Raw genomic sequence first — 14,221 nt, 5'->3', positions numbered from 1 at the left:
TCAGGCGCTGGCGCGCAGGATGCGGCGGCGTTGGACACTGGATGGAATGTTGAGGCTTTCGCGATACTTTGCGACCGTCCGGCGGGCAATATCGACACCATAGCCCGTCAGGATTTCGACGATCTGATCATCCGAGAGCACATTGTCGGGTGTTTCATTATCGATCAGGGTCTTGATCCGGTGACGGACAGCCTCAGCGGAGTGCGCTTCACCTCCGCCTGTTGCCGGGATTGCTGCTGAGAAAAAGTATTTCAATTCAAACAGACCGCGCGGTGTGGACATGTATTTGTTCGTGGTCACGCGGCTGACGGTCGATTCATGCATTTCAATGGCATCAGCGACTTGCTTCAAGTTCAGCGGGCGCAAATGTGCGACACCGTGTGCAAAGAAGGCGTCCTGCTGGCGTACGATTTCGCTGGCCACTTTCAGAATGGTCCGGGCGCGCTGGTCCAGAGACTTGATCAGCCATGTGGCGGACGCGGCGCATTCGGAGATAAATTCCTTCTCCTTCTCGCGCATCGGCAGAGCCGTGACTTCGGCATAATATGCCTTGTCCATCAGGACACGGGGCAGATTCTCAGAATTCAGTTCGACCGCAAACATCCCATTCGGTAGTTCCCGGACGAAGACGTCTGGTGTCACAGCAACGGAGGCATCGCTGGCAAAGCTGGAGCCTGGCTTGGGTGACAATTGGCGCAGCTCGCTCATCATGTCGAGCAGGTCTTCCTTGTCGACACCACAGATATCGGCAAGGCCTTTCAGATCGTGCTTCGCAACCAGCTGAAGGTTTTGAACCATCGCTTCCATGGCGGGGTCGTAGCGGCCGAGCTCTTTCAGCTGCAGGCCGAGGCATTCCGGAATGGAGCGGGCCATCACACCAGTCGGGTCAAAGCCCTGGCAGACCGACAGCACAGCTTCGACATTGGCCGTGTCGGCACCAAGTGCGACAGCGACTTCCTCGATATCTGCGCGCAGGTAACCCGTGTCGTCGGTTTCGTCGATCAGGCGCGACGCAATCAGGCGGTCTGCCGCCGACAGGGGCGCGAGATTCAGCTGGGTATGAAGATGTTCGTGCAGGGAAACGTCTGAGCTCAGATTGGCTGTATAGTCGAAGTCTTCGCTGGAGCCGCCGCCACCAACGCCAGACCAGTCTGCCTTGGCAGATGGCCCGCTGGAGCCAGCGGGCGTCGCAGTGTCTGAGCCCGTGCCGGGTTCATAGACATCCTCGCCCGGCGCATCCAATTGATCTCGCGCAGCACCGAGACCAGAAGATTCATCGAGCGACAATTGCTCCCGGTTGTCTGATTGCGCGCGTTCGGAATCGCCGGACGAATCCTCCTCACCCTTGTTCAGAAGCGGGTTGCGCTCGATCTCGGCTTCAACGAACTCGGTAAGTTCCTGATTGGAAAGTTGCAGCAGCTTGATCGCCTGCTGGAGTTGCGGCGTCATTACCAGGGACTGGCCCTGGCGCATGTCGAGTGACTGTTTCATTCCTAAGCCCGCGCCTTTCCTCAAGCGGCGAACTGTTCACCCAGATAGACCCGTCTGACCTCTTCATTCGTGAGCACGTCTTGTGGCGTACCGTCGAAGAGGACTTCACCTTCATACATAACATAGGCCTTGTCGACGATCTGTAGCGTTTCGCGCACCTGGTGGTCCGTGATCAGGACCCCGAGGCCGCGTTGCTTCAGGTAGCGGACAAGTTCGGAAATGTCGGAAATGGCGAGTGGGTCGATACCGGTGAACGGTTCATCCAGTAGCATGAAGCTCGGACGAGAGGCGAGTGCACGGGCGATCTCTACGCGACGACGTTCGCCCCCGGAGAGGGAGGTTGCCGCCTGGCCACGTAGATGTTCCACATGCAATTCGCTGAGCAGGCTATCGACTTGTGCCATTCGTTTCGCGCGGTCCTTTTCGACAAGTTCCGCAACGGCCATGACGTTTTCTTCCACGGTCATGCCCCTGAAAATGGAGGCTTCCTGTGGAAGATAGCCCACGCCGAGGCGTGCGCGCTGGTACATGGGCAGGCGGGTCACGTCTTCGCCGTCAATCGAAATTGATCCGGAATCCGCGCCTATGAGGCCCATAATCATGTAAAAGCAGGTCGTTTTGCCGGCCCCATTGGGTCCAAGCAGGCCGACAATTTCACCCCGTTGAAGGCTTAGAGATACGTCCCGCACAACCTGTCGCTTGCCAAAAGACTTGGCAATATTGCTTACGACAAGGCCTTCGGCCGGATCCGCCATCTCTGTTCACTTCCCTCAATCTACTGGTGTTTGCCAACCCGGAGGATGGCTTATCCCGACATACTTAAGATCGGCTTCACGCTTGCGCTAAAATTTGTTCAGTTCGCCGTTTGATTGTCGGGCTCAAGGACCATTCGCGTGCGTCCGTCGCCGCCATCCAGTGTGGTGCGCCGATTGCCGATTTCCACACGCAGCACTGCGCCTTCGGCAACGTCACGCTCACGCATCAGGGCCACATTACCGGTCATCGTGATGACGTCACTGGCCGCATCATAGACGCCGCGGTCGCCTTTCGCTTTCATGTCTGCCGTGATGTAGAAGACGTTACCTTCCGCGATCATGGTCTGAACCTGACCAAAACCGCCGCCAACTGTTGATGACTGCGTTGCACCGGCAGGTCGCTCAGCGAAAATCATCGTAACCGTGTCAGCTCTCAGGCGGGCATCGCCCTGCTGGATATCGACATTGCCAATCAGCAATACCTTGCGTTCCAGTTCCAGGCTCTCTGTGCGCTCGGAATTGATATAGATCGGGCCGCCTTCGGACGAGATCTGCGCGAAAGCCGGCATGGCAAACGCTATCAGAGCCGTCAGCGTTACGAGAAGCTTATTCATCAGAGCCATCGGCCTCACCTTCAGTCGTCTCAGGTTCCGACGGTTCTTCGGTCGTCGGATAGAGCACCGTTTTCACATTGCCTTTACAGATGACGCGGTTGCCATCTTCCAGAACTTCATACGAGTCACAGCTGATATCGCCAAGGGGGCCTCTGCCTTGCAGGGGAGAAAGCCCTTCAATTCGCCCCTCGTTTACGAAGACGCGCGCCCCTGAAGTCATGAAGGTGAAGCCGTTCGAGTCGAGAATGCGAACGTCCTCATACAGTTCGAGAATCCCGGCATCGCGATCATACATTCCGGAGGGTGCGCGGATTTCACTGCCGGTCTCGTCATGCATTACAGGATTGACCAGATCGACGAGCATTTCCGTCGCTTGGCGACGCCTTGCTGCGTCTGCGACGATCTGGAAACTCTGCCCTACGGAGTCACGGCCGGAAAAGCGCGGGTTCACCATGGTAACGGCTTGGCCTTGGGAAACCTGAACGGGCGTCGCATCCTTCGCAATCGCGCTGCGCACAATGTAACCGAGAAACAGGCCGATCGCGACAGCTGCACACGTGGAAAAGCCGAGCCGCAACAGGCGAACGCCCTGAGATCGTTTTCGCGCCTGGGCAAGCGTCAGCTGGCGCCGGGGCGCCCATAATGATGCCGGGTCGTGATGCTTGACGGCGTCCATGAAAACTAAATGGCCTGCTGGAATGAGTGGGTAAAACGTTTAGCGGCCCAACCTTGGAAACAAAAGCGGCGAAGGCATGACGGTTTCGTTAGCTGTGTGCGAAGATGTCCACATCGTCCCAACCAGACAGGTCCAGCGTCGCGCGAATTGGCAGGAACGCAAAGCAGGCTTCCGCCAGCTCCAGTCGCCCCTCGCGCTTCAGCATCGCTTCAAGGCCGTCCTTGATCTTGTGCAGGTAGAGAACGTCAGATGCGGCGTACTGCAACTGGGCGTCTGTCAGCTCGGCTGAGCCCCAGTCAGAGCTCTGCTGTGCCTTGGACATGTCCGCCCCGGCGATTTCGCGGGCGACATCTTTCAAGCCGTGGCGATCTGTGTAGGTGCGCGCCAGCTTGGAAGCGATCTTGGTGCACCAGATCGGCGCGCAATCAATGCCCATCCAGCGCTTCATCATCGCAACGTCAAACCGGGCAAAATGGAACAGTTTCAAAACGTTCGGGTCGGTTAGAACCTGTTTCAGGTTCGGGCAGTCATAATCCCGGTCGAGTTGGACGAGATGCGCTGTGCCGTCACCGGAGGAGAGTTGCACGAGTGTGAGATTGTCGCGAAGCAGGTTGAGGCCCATCGCCTCTGTGTCGACTGCCACAACCGGGCCAAAGTCGAGACCAGCGGGCAGGTCGCCCTTGTGAAGTGTAATGCCGTTCATGGCGAGGCTGTAGCACTTCAGGCGTTAAGGGCAAGTGTCTCGCGACCCCGCCTGGTCAGTCCCGTGTTTTCTTCAGGGCCACCACGGCGGCGTCCAGCGCGTTCAGGAAGCGTGAACGGTCTGCTTTGGAGAAAGGCGCCGGGCCCCTCTGGATGCCATCCCCGAGACCAGCGCGCAAATCGGCATGAATGGCACGCACAGCGACGGCGCTACCGATTGAGGCGTCGGTAAATGCCTTGCCATTGGGCGCAAGTACGCGTGCACCGGCTTTCAGAGCCCGGTCAGCCAGCAGGATGTCTGCCGTGATGACGATAGTGCCGGGTCCTGCGGCTTCGGCGATCCAGTCGTCTGCTGCGTCGAATCCGTCCGACACGATCTTGCGGCTGATCAGGCGGTGCTCCGGAATGCGAATGTAAGAATTGGCGACGATTAGGACCGGCATTTCATGCCGAAGGGCAACCTTGTAGGTTTCTTCCTTCACGGGGCAGGCGTCGGCATCGACAAGAATTTGCAAGAGTCTCGCTCTCCGAAGTGCGATCGCTGACGCAAGGCAAGGTCTTGCGAGCCTCGCGTTTCCTGCGTCTTGTAGCGGCAAAATGGAGGAAGTCATATGGCAGCTGCACCCGTAAAAACCCGCATCACCGACATGCTGGGTATCGAGAAACCGATTATTCAGGCTGCAATGGGCTGGATCGCCCGCGCACCGCTTTCGTCGGCGTTTTCGAATGCCGGCGGCATGGGCATTATCGAGACCTCGTCTGGAGAACTGGACGTGATCCGCGACGAAATTCTCAAGATGAAAGATCTGACCGACAAGCCATTCGGCGTAAACGTCGCGCAAGCCTTTGTGCGCGACGCGAATATTGTCGATTTCATCATCGATCAGGGGATTAAGTTCGTCACAACGTCTGCGGGCGACCCGATGAAGTACACATCCATGCTGAAAGAGGCCGGTCTGACCGTGTTCCACGTGGTGCCATCGCTGCAGGGGGCTTTGCGCGCGATTGAGGCCGGCGTGGACGGCTTGATTGTTGAAGGCGGGGAAGGGGGAGGCTTCAAGAACCCCAAGGATGTTGCGTCGATGGTCCTCATTCCGCTCGTTTGCGAGCATGTGAACGTGCCTGTTGTGGCGGCTGGGGGTATTACGGATGGTCGCAGCATGGCCGCAGCTTTCGCCCTTGGCGCCGAAGGCGTGTTGATGGGCACCCGCATTCTGTCTTCCGAGGAAAGCCCGGTGCATCAGAATTGGAAGGACGCCATTTTTGCGGCTGACGCCACCGATACGGTCTTTCTGAACCGGTCTGGTCCTGGTCCAGCTCTGCGCGCCCTGCGTACGGAGCGTACGGAACGCATTCTGAATGAGGGTGTGGAGAATATATTTGGAGAGTTTGCGGGCACGCAGAAAGTCTATTTCGGAGGGGACCTCGAAGCCGGGATCGCCCTGACTGGACAGGTTGCCGGACGGATCACGGGGGCAAAGCCTGTCGCTCAAATTCTGGACGAGACGATTATGGAATATTATAACGTCGTTGCGCGGCTCCCAAAATAGTCTCAAGCCATCTGGTTTTTGCCCGAAATTATCGCTAAACGACAATTCTTCACCTGAGAGGACCAAATGACCAGAAAATCATTGCTCGTAGGCAGCGCTGCAGCGCTTGCTCTTGTCGTAACGGCCTGTGGCGAGAAGCCCGATGCTGCGAATGCGGAGGCTGCTGCCGAGGCGCCTGCTGAAGAAGCGAACTTGCCTGAGATCTCCGTGAGTGACGCGGAACTCGAGGGCAATCCGTTCCGTCAGGAGTGGGATACGCCCTATGGCGTGCCGCCTTTCGCAGAGATTGAAGATGCGCATTATATGCCGGCCACCAAGAAAGCCATTCTGGAGCTGCGCGCCGACATTGATGCCATCGTCAGCAATCCAGAGGAACCTGACTTCGAGAATACGATTGTCGCTCTTGATACGGCTGGTGCGTCCCTGAACCGCGTTCTGGGGGTCTTCTCAAACATCACAAACACAGACACGAACGACACGCTGAGCGAGCTTGAAGCTGAAATCTGGCCGATGCTGACGCGCGAAACAGATGCGATCAGTTTCAATGATGCGCTCTTCACCCGCGTGAAGGCTGTCTATGATCAGCGTGATCGTCTGGGGCTCGATGAGCAGGATGCACGCCTTCTGGAACTGACGCATCGTGAGTTCGTGCGCAACGGCGCAGCGCTTTCTCCCGAGGTGAAAGCTGAGGTTGCTGCGATCAATGAAGAACTCTCCGGCCTGACGACCAAGTTCGGCCGCAACCTGCTCCTGTCTACCAAGGCATTCAAGATCGAGATCACGGATGAGGCCGACCTTGCCGGCTTGTCTGATGACTTCAAAAGTGCCCTCAAAGTCGACGGTGAGGACAAATGGATTCTGACAGTTGACCGGTCAGTCTACGAGACCTTCATGACGCAGAGCGAGAACCGTGAACTGCGCGAAAAGATGTTCGATGGTTATCGCCTGCGCGCATCTGAAGGCGAGTACGATAATGGTCCGCTCGCCATCAAGATCGCCCAGCTTCGTGCCAAGCGTGCCGAGCTCATGGGTTATAAGTCTCACGCCCACTACCAGCTTGAGCCCCGCATGGCGAAGACGCCGAAAGGTGCAGAGGAGTTCCTGCTGAAAGTTTGGGAGCCAGGGCTGGAGCGTGCAAAGGAAGAGCGCGCAGCCATGCAGGAAATGGTTGGCGACGAGTTTCAGATCGCCGGGCATGACTGGTGGCACTATGCCGAAAAGGTCCGCCAGGATTTGTACGCGTTCGACGACAATGCGCTCAAGCCATACTTTGAACTCGGCGCGGTGCGTCAAGGTGCGTTTGATGTGGCTTCCCGCCTCTTCGATATCACGCTTGAGCCGGTGGAGGTGGACGGCTGGAACCCCGTTGTTACGGCGTATGATGTGAAGGATGCGAACACCGGCGAGCATCTTGGCCTGTTCATGATGGATATGTACGCCCGCGATTCAAAGCGTGGTGGCGCGTGGATGAGTTCATATCGCAACACATCCAACATCAATGGCGACAATATCCGTCCGATCATCACGAATAATTTGAACCTGATTACGCCTGCTGAGGGTGAGCCGACATTGATGCGGTTTGATGAGGTGGAGACTCTGTTCCATGAGTTTGGGCACGGCCTGCACGGCCTGCTGACGCAGATCCGCTATTCCACCTTCTCCGGTGTGGATGGCCCACGCGACTATACCGAGTTCCCGGCCCAGATTCTGGAGCATTGGGCGGGCGCACCGGAAGTGCTTGCCGAATACGCCAATCACTACGAAACCGGCGAGCCTATCCCGATGGAGCTCATCGACAAGATGAATGCGGCCGCAACCTTCAATCAGGGCTTCAAGACGACCGAATTTATCGCGGCATCTCTGCTGGACCTGCGCTGGCACATGCTGACCTCGGAAGAGGCGGCCGAAATTACCGACGCGCGCGAGTTCGAACGCAAGGTCCTGGAAGAATACGGCCTGCTGCCCGAGATCGAGCCACGTTATCGCAGCCAGTATTTCAGCCATATTTTCGCAGGCGGCTATTCTGCCGGCTATTATGCGTATCTCTGGTCCGAGATCCTGGATGCAGACGGCTTCACGGCGTTCCGTGAGACGGGCGACATTTATGATCCGGAACTGGCGGCTCGCCTGAAGAAGTGGGTCTATGAGGCGGGTGGCTTGCGCGAAGCGGATGAGCTTTATCGCAATTTCCGCGGGTCCGACCCGACCATTGAGCCGCTGCTCAAGCTGCGCGGGTTCGCAGAGCAGCCGAGCGAAGGCTGATCTCCTTCAATTCAACTGAAAAGCCCACCGGATACGTTCCGGCGGGCTTTTTCGTGTTGGTTGCTTGCTGAAAGGTCAGATCAGGCGGATTGTTCGGCCGCTTCACGGCATACGATCGCCTTTACCTCATCTTCGGTCTTGGCTTCTCTCAGGGCGTCGCGGATGGCGCTCTGACGGAAGGTGCGGCTGACCTGGGCCAAAGCCCGCAAATGGTCAGCGCCAGACGATTTGGGGGCCAGCAGCATGAAGACCAGATCGCACGGTCGGTCATCAATGGCTTCAAAGTCCACGCCTTGAACAAGCCGTAAATAGCCGCCGATAGGCGCTTCGATGCCATCCAGTCGCGCATGTGGAATGGCAACGCCTTCACCGACGCCGGTCGATCCGAGGCGTTCGCGCTCCATCACGGCATCCTCGATTTCACGAAGGCCAAGGCCGGTCGCAGCCGCCAGCGCTTCAGCGAGAGCGTGAATGGCTTGCTTGCGGCTCTTTGCCTCGAGCGAAGGGATAATCACCCCGTTTTCAAGCAGGGACGTCAAATCTGTCGCCATGAAGTTACTTTCCGTCTTCCGGATTAGTTCCTCGGGACGTTCGCAGGATCCACCCATCCAATGTGACCGTCTGGTCGGCGGTAGACCATATTAAGCCCGTCATGGCCAGCATTTCTGAACATGAGTGCCGGGACTTCCTGCAGTTCGAGCTGCATAACGGCCTCAGATACGCTCATTGTCCGAATTGTGTGCGACGTTTCTGCGACGGTCAGGGGCGTGTCATCTGCCTCTTCTGCGAGTTCTTCTTCATGCGCATCTTGGCCATTTGCACGGAATACGGATTCCGGGACCAATTCGCTCGGCATGGGGGCTGAATTTCCAGAATGGTGGTCTTTCAGGCGACGTTTGTAGCGGCGAACCCGCTTTTCCATCTTGTCGAGGCTGTTTTCCAGAGCCGCGTAGGGGTCTTCAGCCTTGCCCGTTGATTGAAGGATGATTCCGGATGGTAGGTGCACATTGCAGTCCACTTCAACAAATGGGCCCTGCTGCGATACGAATACGCGCGCGTCACCACTTCGGTTGAAATATTTACTGACTGCCGCCTCAAGTCCGTCTTCTATTCGGCTCCGCAGAGCTTCTCCGAGATCCATATGCTTGCCAGTAATCTGTATCTGCACGGGCGGTCTCCTTTGTTTTTTCAGGGTTCAAGTATGGCGCAGAATTGCGACCGAGGCGAATCCAATTCCTCATCTGGATGACTTGGGAGCGGCTTTGGCCTGCCTCAAGAGCCCGGGCGCGAAATTGGGGCAATGCGTTGATAGCGTCTGTTGACCTGAAGCATTGCCTGCAGTTTCGCGGGTTCGCATTCTCATCCAAAATACAGCCAAGAGAGTTTTAAGTTTCTTCGATTTGTTTGGCGGTAACTTGATCTATACTTTCAGTGACGCAGTCTAGTTAAGTTCCATTCATCGAGGACTACCCCTAGCGTATGGCGACCGACGACCCGGAAAAAATGCCTGGTTCCGACCGAACGCTCGCTGAGCGGGAAGCCATGTATAGAAGCGCCTTTGAGCAGGCGAGTGTGGGCATTGCGCATGTCGGTCCGCAAGGGGAGTGGCTCAACGTCAATCGCCGTGTTTCGGAAATCGTGGGCTATTCGCCTTCCGAGCTTTTGACGATCACCTTTCAAGACATCACGCATCCCGATGATCTCGATCTCGACGTAAATCTCCTGAATGAAGTGCTCGATGGCACAAGAGACGGGTATCGGATCGACAAACGCTACTTTCACAAGACGGGGCGCATTGTATGGGTCACGCTGTCTGTCAGTTGCGTGCGGAAAGCGTCCGGCGAAGTCGACTACTTCATCTCCGTTCTGCAGGATATTACGGAGAAGAAACGCATTGGACAGGCATTGCTGGATAGCGAAATCCGCTTCCGGGCCGTTCAGGAAACCAGCCCTGACGGGTTCATGATTTTCCATAGTCTCAGATCGACCGATGGTGAGATCGAGGATTTTGTGTGGGAGTTTATCAATCCCGCCGCAGAGCAACTCACGGGGCGCGTCAGTCAGGCCCTGATTGGCAAACGTTTGACCAAAGAGATGCCGGAAGTCAGCACTTATGGACTGTTTGAAGTGTTCTGCAATACCGTTCAGACTGGTGCGCCTTGGCGACGTGAGGTTTATTATCCGGGGCGGGATCGTCGACGATGGTTCAATTTCACGGTCGCGCGGGTGGGTGATGGCTTTGCGGTGTCATTTCAGGATGTCACGGCGCGAAAGAATGCAGAGCTTCAACTGCAGGCCAGTCAAAAGCGCCTTCGGACAATTCTCAACGGGGTGATGGCTATCATCGGGTTGGCGAAACCCGATGGCAAATTGCTCGAGGTGAATGAAACGACCCTGCGCCTGACAGGCGTACGGGAAGATGAAATGTTGGGGCACCGAATCTGGAACCATCCCGCCTGGTGTCAGACGTCGGAATCGCAAGATCAATTGGTCAAGGCATTCGAGGAAGCCAAGGTCGGAAAACGCATGCGCTTTGATACAGAGATTCGCGGATCTGGCGGGCAGTCAATTCCGGTTGACATGCAGCTCTCCCCGATCTTCGACGAGTTCGAGCAGGTAACGGAAATCGTTCTGTCCGCTGTGGATATATCCGAACGCAAACGGTCTGAAGCGCACCGTGAAATGCTTTTGAGCGAGCTCAACCACAGGGTAAAGAATTCCCTGGCCACAATTCAGGCAATCGCTGCCCATACGGTGCGCGAGGCGACTGATTTGGAGGGGTTCCGTCGCGCCTTCACCGGGCGCCTCCGTGCTATCGCGGCCAGTCACGATTTGCTGGTTTCTTCAACTCGCGAGTCTGCGGACATTTCCCGACTTATTCGAGAGCAGATAATGGGATATGCTCCCGAGGAAGCTAGCCGGCTTGAACTGTCAGGTCCGCCATTGGTGCTTGGCCCGCAAGGTGCGCATGCGTTTGGCCTGATCCTGCATGAGCTGGCAACCAACGCGTCGAAATATGGTGCGTTCTCGAACGAGCGTGGCTGCCTCAGGATTGGTTGGCGTCTGGAGGGGGAAGATGTCGTTGTGGAGTGGCTGGAAAGGGGCGGGCCAACCGTTGTGCCCCCAACGCGAAGAGGGTTCGGCAGCGCGTTGATAGAGCAAAGTTTGTCGCACTCCCTTGGGGGACGTTCAAAATTGGATTTCAATCCAGAAGGGTTGAAGGCGGAATTTCAGTTTCCGGTTCGGAAATAGGAGGATTGGGTGGGGGACAAACCAAACATACTTCTGGTCGAGGACGATTTTTTGATCGCCTACGATATGAAGTTGCAATTGGAAGAGGCGGCATTCGTTGTTGTCGGGACAGTTAGTAGTGCGGAGGACGCGCTTGCATTGCTGGAAGATACCTTGGTTTGCGCTGCTGTGCTGGACATGGACCTTGGGGGCGTATCGTCATTCCCAATTGCACATCGCCTGAACGAAATGCGGATCCCATTCCTGTTCGTGTCAGGCAATGATGGGGGTGAGTTGCCCGGTGATCTGGTGGGCAGCCCGATAATGACCAAACCTGTCAACTATCCTCGTTTGATCAGTGTGCTTAGAGAATTGCTAGGCGCGCAAAGTTCTTGACTACTGCGGGTCACATACCGCGTACTGGCCCCTTGATAGGAGTTTCACCTTCTGTTGCGGCCGGCTTACCAGCATTGCGTCCGTAGTCGTGCTTTTTAAGTAGTCCGCGAAACTGGTGATATGTTAAGCCGAGCATTTCCGAGGCTTTGCCCTGATGGCCTTGTGACAGGCTGAGGGCTTCATCTATCAGGCGCATTTCAAATGCGGAGACCTGTGCCGTGAAGTTTGCAGCGACTGTCTCTGGGGCCTGAGGGCCGGCGGCAGGAGTGACTGCTGCGCTTGCTTTCCCGGACTTTCCAGCGCCCTTCGGTCGCCAAGGGGAGGCAAATGGATCCAGCGCGGACGGGTCGAACAAGACAGGTTCGTCCGGCGCCAGCAACATCGCTCTGTGCGCAAGTCGCTGTGCGAAGTTTCGCAATTCACGCACGTTTCCCGGCCAATCATGCGCTTCGATGGCGGCAATAGTGGATGGCGCAAAGCCGGGAAAGTCCTGCGCCATCTCAATCGCCATCCTGCGAGCAAAATGATCTGCCAGCAGGCTGGCATCGCCTGGGCGCGCCCGCAGCGGCGGCAGGGTGATGACGTCGAAAGCGAGCCGGTCCAGCAAGTCTGCGCGGAACTCGCCTGCCTCGACCATCGCGGGGAGGTCGGCGTTCGTCGCTGCTACGATACGTACATCAGTGGTGAGCACTTTGGAGCCGCCAACGCGCTGGAACTCTCCATACTCTACGATGCGCAGCAGTTTTTCCTGTACCTGATTACTTGCTGTGGCGATCTCGTCCAGAAAGATCGTGCCGCCATCGGCAAGCTCAAATCGGCCACGGCGCATCTCTGTTGCGCCAGTGAAGGCTCCGCGCTCGTGCCCGAACAATTCAGAATCCAGAAGCGTTTCTGAGAGCGCGGCGCAGTTCACTTTGACGAACGGGCCGTCCCAGCGACGGGAAAGGAAATGAAGGCGCTCGCCTATCAGTTCTTTGCCCGTGCCGCGTTCGCCAATGACGAGAATGGGTCTGTCCAGCGGGGCGACGCGGGAAACGTGCTCTTGCGCACTAAGCCAAGCGGGTGCCTGACCCAGTAATTGGATATTCTGACCGATCATGGGGTTGGATTAGCTAAAAAAGAGATCTAAATCCACAAGAAATTTGGCGAATTTAACCAAATTTTGTGCGAGTCATATGGCGAGATCGAGAAAAAATCCAACAATAACAGCGATGTGTAAAATTAATTCTGAGTTGGCACGCTCCTTGAAATGAGTGAAGGGCTCAGAGCGACAGGGCGTTGCTCACACTCAAGAAGGACAAAACGAAAATGGACGATCGCTACAACACTACGGAAGCCCGCTCGGATGCTGGCCGTTTCGGTCGGTGGCTTGCGACACGCCCCGCGGAAAGCTGGATGTTTTTCGTGATCGGCGTCTTCTTCGGCGGCTTGTTCTTCTAATTCCCCTCCAGACACGAAAGGACACCAAAATGGGTTTGTTTTCCCGACTCGGTGACATCATCAATTCCAACATCAATGCGATGCTCGACAGCGCAGAAAATCCGGAAAAGATTGCCCGGCTGATCATCCAGGAAATGGAAGATACGCTGGTTGAGGTTCGCACCGCTGCGGCACGTGCGATGGCTGACAAGAAAGAAATGGAACGCGAGATCTCGCATTTCTCCGCTACCCGCGACGAGTGGGCGGCAAAGGCTGAGCTGGCCATCGACAAGGGACGTGAAGATCTGGCCCGAGGCGCTTTGGTTGCAAAGCAAAAGGCCGAAGGTGAAATTGACCGCCGCAAGGTGGCCATGGACGCCGCTGAAGAAGCTTTCGAAAAGCGTCAGGACGATCTGGCCAAACTTCAGGCCAAGCTGGACGAAGCCAAGGCAAAGCATCGTGCCCTGATGATGCGCCGTGAGGCCGCGGAACAACGCATCCGCATCCGCAGCCAGGTCTATGATGGCAAAGTGGATGATGCGCTTGCCCGCTACAACAACATCGAACGCAAGGTCGATGAGATGGAAGCCTACGCTGACACCATCAAAGGCCGCGAGCCGAGCCTCGAAGCTGAGTTTGCTGCGCTGGAGCGTGACGAAAGCGTCGAGAAGGAACTTGAGGCTCTCAAGGCCAAGCGTGCCAAGTCTTCAGCGAAGTCTTCGAGCAAGAAATCGGAGGAATAGTCGATGTTGTTTTCGCTCGCCTGCCTCGTTGGCTTCATGACGCTTGTTTGTGCACCTGGCCTGATCGCTCAGGCCCGTGCTGAGCGCCGCGCAACCACGGAAGAGGCCGCCTGATGGACGAAATTCTCATCCCCATCGTAGCGATTGTTGCGCTTTTCATCGTCTTTCCCGGTATGATTTTCCACTACATTACTCTGTGGCGGAAGCAGAAAACCCTGATGCCGGACGATGAGCGCATGATGGAGGATCTCTGGCGTTCGGCCCGCGCGATGGAGCGCCGGATCGAGACGCTGGAATCCCTCCTTGAACAGAGCGAGGCGGACAGCCCCCGCCGCCCGCCGCGCTCTTCCCGCCCCACTTTTGACGACTAAGGACCAATCCT

General features: G+C 56.7%; 16 protein-coding genes. 7 read left to right on the top strand and 9 right to left on the bottom strand.

Annotated elements, in window-relative coordinates; all coding sequences use genetic code 11:
* The 6 genes from rpoN to HF931_RS02090 form a co-directional block, all read right to left on the bottom strand.
* A complete protein-coding gene (rpoN, locus tag HF931_RS02115; protein ID WP_081806212.1) occupies positions 1 to 1,491 on the bottom strand; it encodes an RNA polymerase factor sigma-54 in 1,491 nt (496 codons plus the stop codon).
* A gap of 20 nt (positions 1,492 to 1,511) precedes the next feature.
* Positions 1,512 to 2,246 carry an LPS export ABC transporter ATP-binding protein gene (gene lptB, locus HF931_RS02110; RefSeq protein WP_035554283.1) on the bottom strand — a complete coding sequence of 245 codons (735 nt, stop codon included), beginning with the start codon at positions 2,244 to 2,246 and terminating at the stop codon, positions 1,512 to 1,514.
* 98 nt (positions 2,247 to 2,344) lie between these two features.
* Complete coding sequence (locus HF931_RS02105) at positions 2,345 to 2,869, bottom strand: LptA/OstA family protein (protein WP_035554285.1); 525 nt, start codon at positions 2,867 to 2,869, stop codon at positions 2,345 to 2,347.
* Positions 2,853 to 3,536, bottom strand: coding sequence for a hypothetical protein (locus HF931_RS02100; protein ID WP_273014007.1), 684 nt, complete (start codon positions 3,534 to 3,536; stop codon positions 2,853 to 2,855). The genes HF931_RS02105 and HF931_RS02100 overlap by 17 nt, the downstream gene beginning before the upstream one ends.
* An 88-nt stretch (positions 3,537 to 3,624) precedes the next feature.
* Positions 3,625 to 4,239, bottom strand: coding sequence for a ribonuclease D (locus tag HF931_RS02095; protein ID WP_273014006.1), 615 nt, complete (start codon positions 4,237 to 4,239; stop codon positions 3,625 to 3,627).
* Positions 4,240 to 4,294: 55 nt separating this feature from the next.
* Positions 4,295 to 4,753, bottom strand: coding sequence for a YaiI/YqxD family protein (locus HF931_RS02090; protein WP_273241679.1), 459 nt, complete (start codon positions 4,751 to 4,753; stop codon positions 4,295 to 4,297).
* 96 nt (positions 4,754 to 4,849) lie between these two features.
* Between HF931_RS02090 and HF931_RS02085 the strand changes: the two genes are divergently transcribed.
* Both HF931_RS02085 and HF931_RS02080 read left to right on the top strand, forming a co-directional pair.
* On the top strand, positions 4,850 to 5,788 hold the full coding sequence (locus tag HF931_RS02085; RefSeq protein ID WP_273241678.1) for an NAD(P)H-dependent flavin oxidoreductase: 939 nt from the start codon (positions 4,850 to 4,852) through the stop codon (positions 5,786 to 5,788).
* Positions 5,789 to 5,854: 66 nt separating this feature from the next.
* A complete protein-coding gene (locus HF931_RS02080; protein WP_273241677.1) occupies positions 5,855 to 8,050 on the top strand; it encodes a M3 family metallopeptidase in 2,196 nt (731 codons plus the stop codon).
* Positions 8,051 to 8,130: 80 nt separating this feature from the next.
* On the opposite strand, the gene HF931_RS02075 is transcribed toward HF931_RS02080, so the two are convergent.
* Both HF931_RS02075 and hpf read right to left on the bottom strand, forming a co-directional pair.
* Positions 8,131 to 8,601, bottom strand: coding sequence for a PTS sugar transporter subunit IIA (locus HF931_RS02075; RefSeq protein ID WP_035554302.1), 471 nt, complete (start codon positions 8,599 to 8,601; stop codon positions 8,131 to 8,133).
* Positions 8,602 to 8,624: 23 nt separating this feature from the next.
* Entirely contained in the window at positions 8,625 to 9,218 is a 594-nt protein-coding gene (gene hpf, locus HF931_RS02070; protein WP_035554304.1) for a ribosome hibernation-promoting factor, HPF/YfiA family, read from the bottom strand.
* A gap of 311 nt (positions 9,219 to 9,529) precedes the next feature.
* Between hpf and HF931_RS02065 the strand changes: the two genes are divergently transcribed.
* A complete protein-coding gene (locus HF931_RS02065) occupies positions 9,530 to 11,302 on the top strand; it encodes a PAS domain-containing sensor histidine kinase (protein WP_273241676.1) in 1,773 nt (590 codons plus the stop codon).
* A 9-nt stretch (positions 11,303 to 11,311) separates the two neighbouring features.
* Positions 11,312 to 11,677 (top strand): response regulator, encoded by a 366-nt coding sequence (locus HF931_RS02060; RefSeq protein ID WP_273241675.1) that lies wholly within the window; start codon positions 11,312 to 11,314, stop codon positions 11,675 to 11,677.
* 10 nt (positions 11,678 to 11,687) lie between these two features.
* On the opposite strand, the gene pspF is transcribed toward HF931_RS02060, so the two are convergent.
* Complete coding sequence (gene pspF / locus HF931_RS02055) at positions 11,688 to 12,776, bottom strand: phage shock protein operon transcriptional activator (protein ID WP_273241673.1); 1,089 nt, start codon at positions 12,774 to 12,776, stop codon at positions 11,688 to 11,690.
* A 209-nt stretch (positions 12,777 to 12,985) separates the two neighbouring features.
* Between pspF and HF931_RS02050 the strand changes: the two genes are divergently transcribed.
* From HF931_RS02050 to pspB, 3 genes are all read left to right on the top strand, one after another.
* Complete coding sequence (locus HF931_RS02050) at positions 12,986 to 13,117, top strand: hypothetical protein (RefSeq protein WP_273241672.1); 132 nt, start codon at positions 12,986 to 12,988, stop codon at positions 13,115 to 13,117.
* Between the two features lie 29 nt (positions 13,118 to 13,146).
* Positions 13,147 to 13,839, top strand: coding sequence for a phage shock protein PspA (pspA, locus tag HF931_RS02045; RefSeq protein WP_273241671.1), 693 nt, complete (start codon positions 13,147 to 13,149; stop codon positions 13,837 to 13,839).
* 113 nt (positions 13,840 to 13,952) lie between these two features.
* Positions 13,953 to 14,210, top strand: coding sequence for an envelope stress response membrane protein PspB (gene pspB / locus HF931_RS02040; RefSeq protein WP_035554314.1), 258 nt, complete (start codon positions 13,953 to 13,955; stop codon positions 14,208 to 14,210).
* Positions 14,211 to 14,221: the final 11 nt, after the last annotated feature.

This window comes from Hyphomonas atlantica corrig., assembly GCF_017795365.1.
Lineage (GTDB): Bacteria > Pseudomonadota > Alphaproteobacteria > Caulobacterales > Hyphomonadaceae > Hyphomonas > Hyphomonas atlantica.
This window is presented reverse-complemented; position numbering and strand designations above follow the sequence as displayed.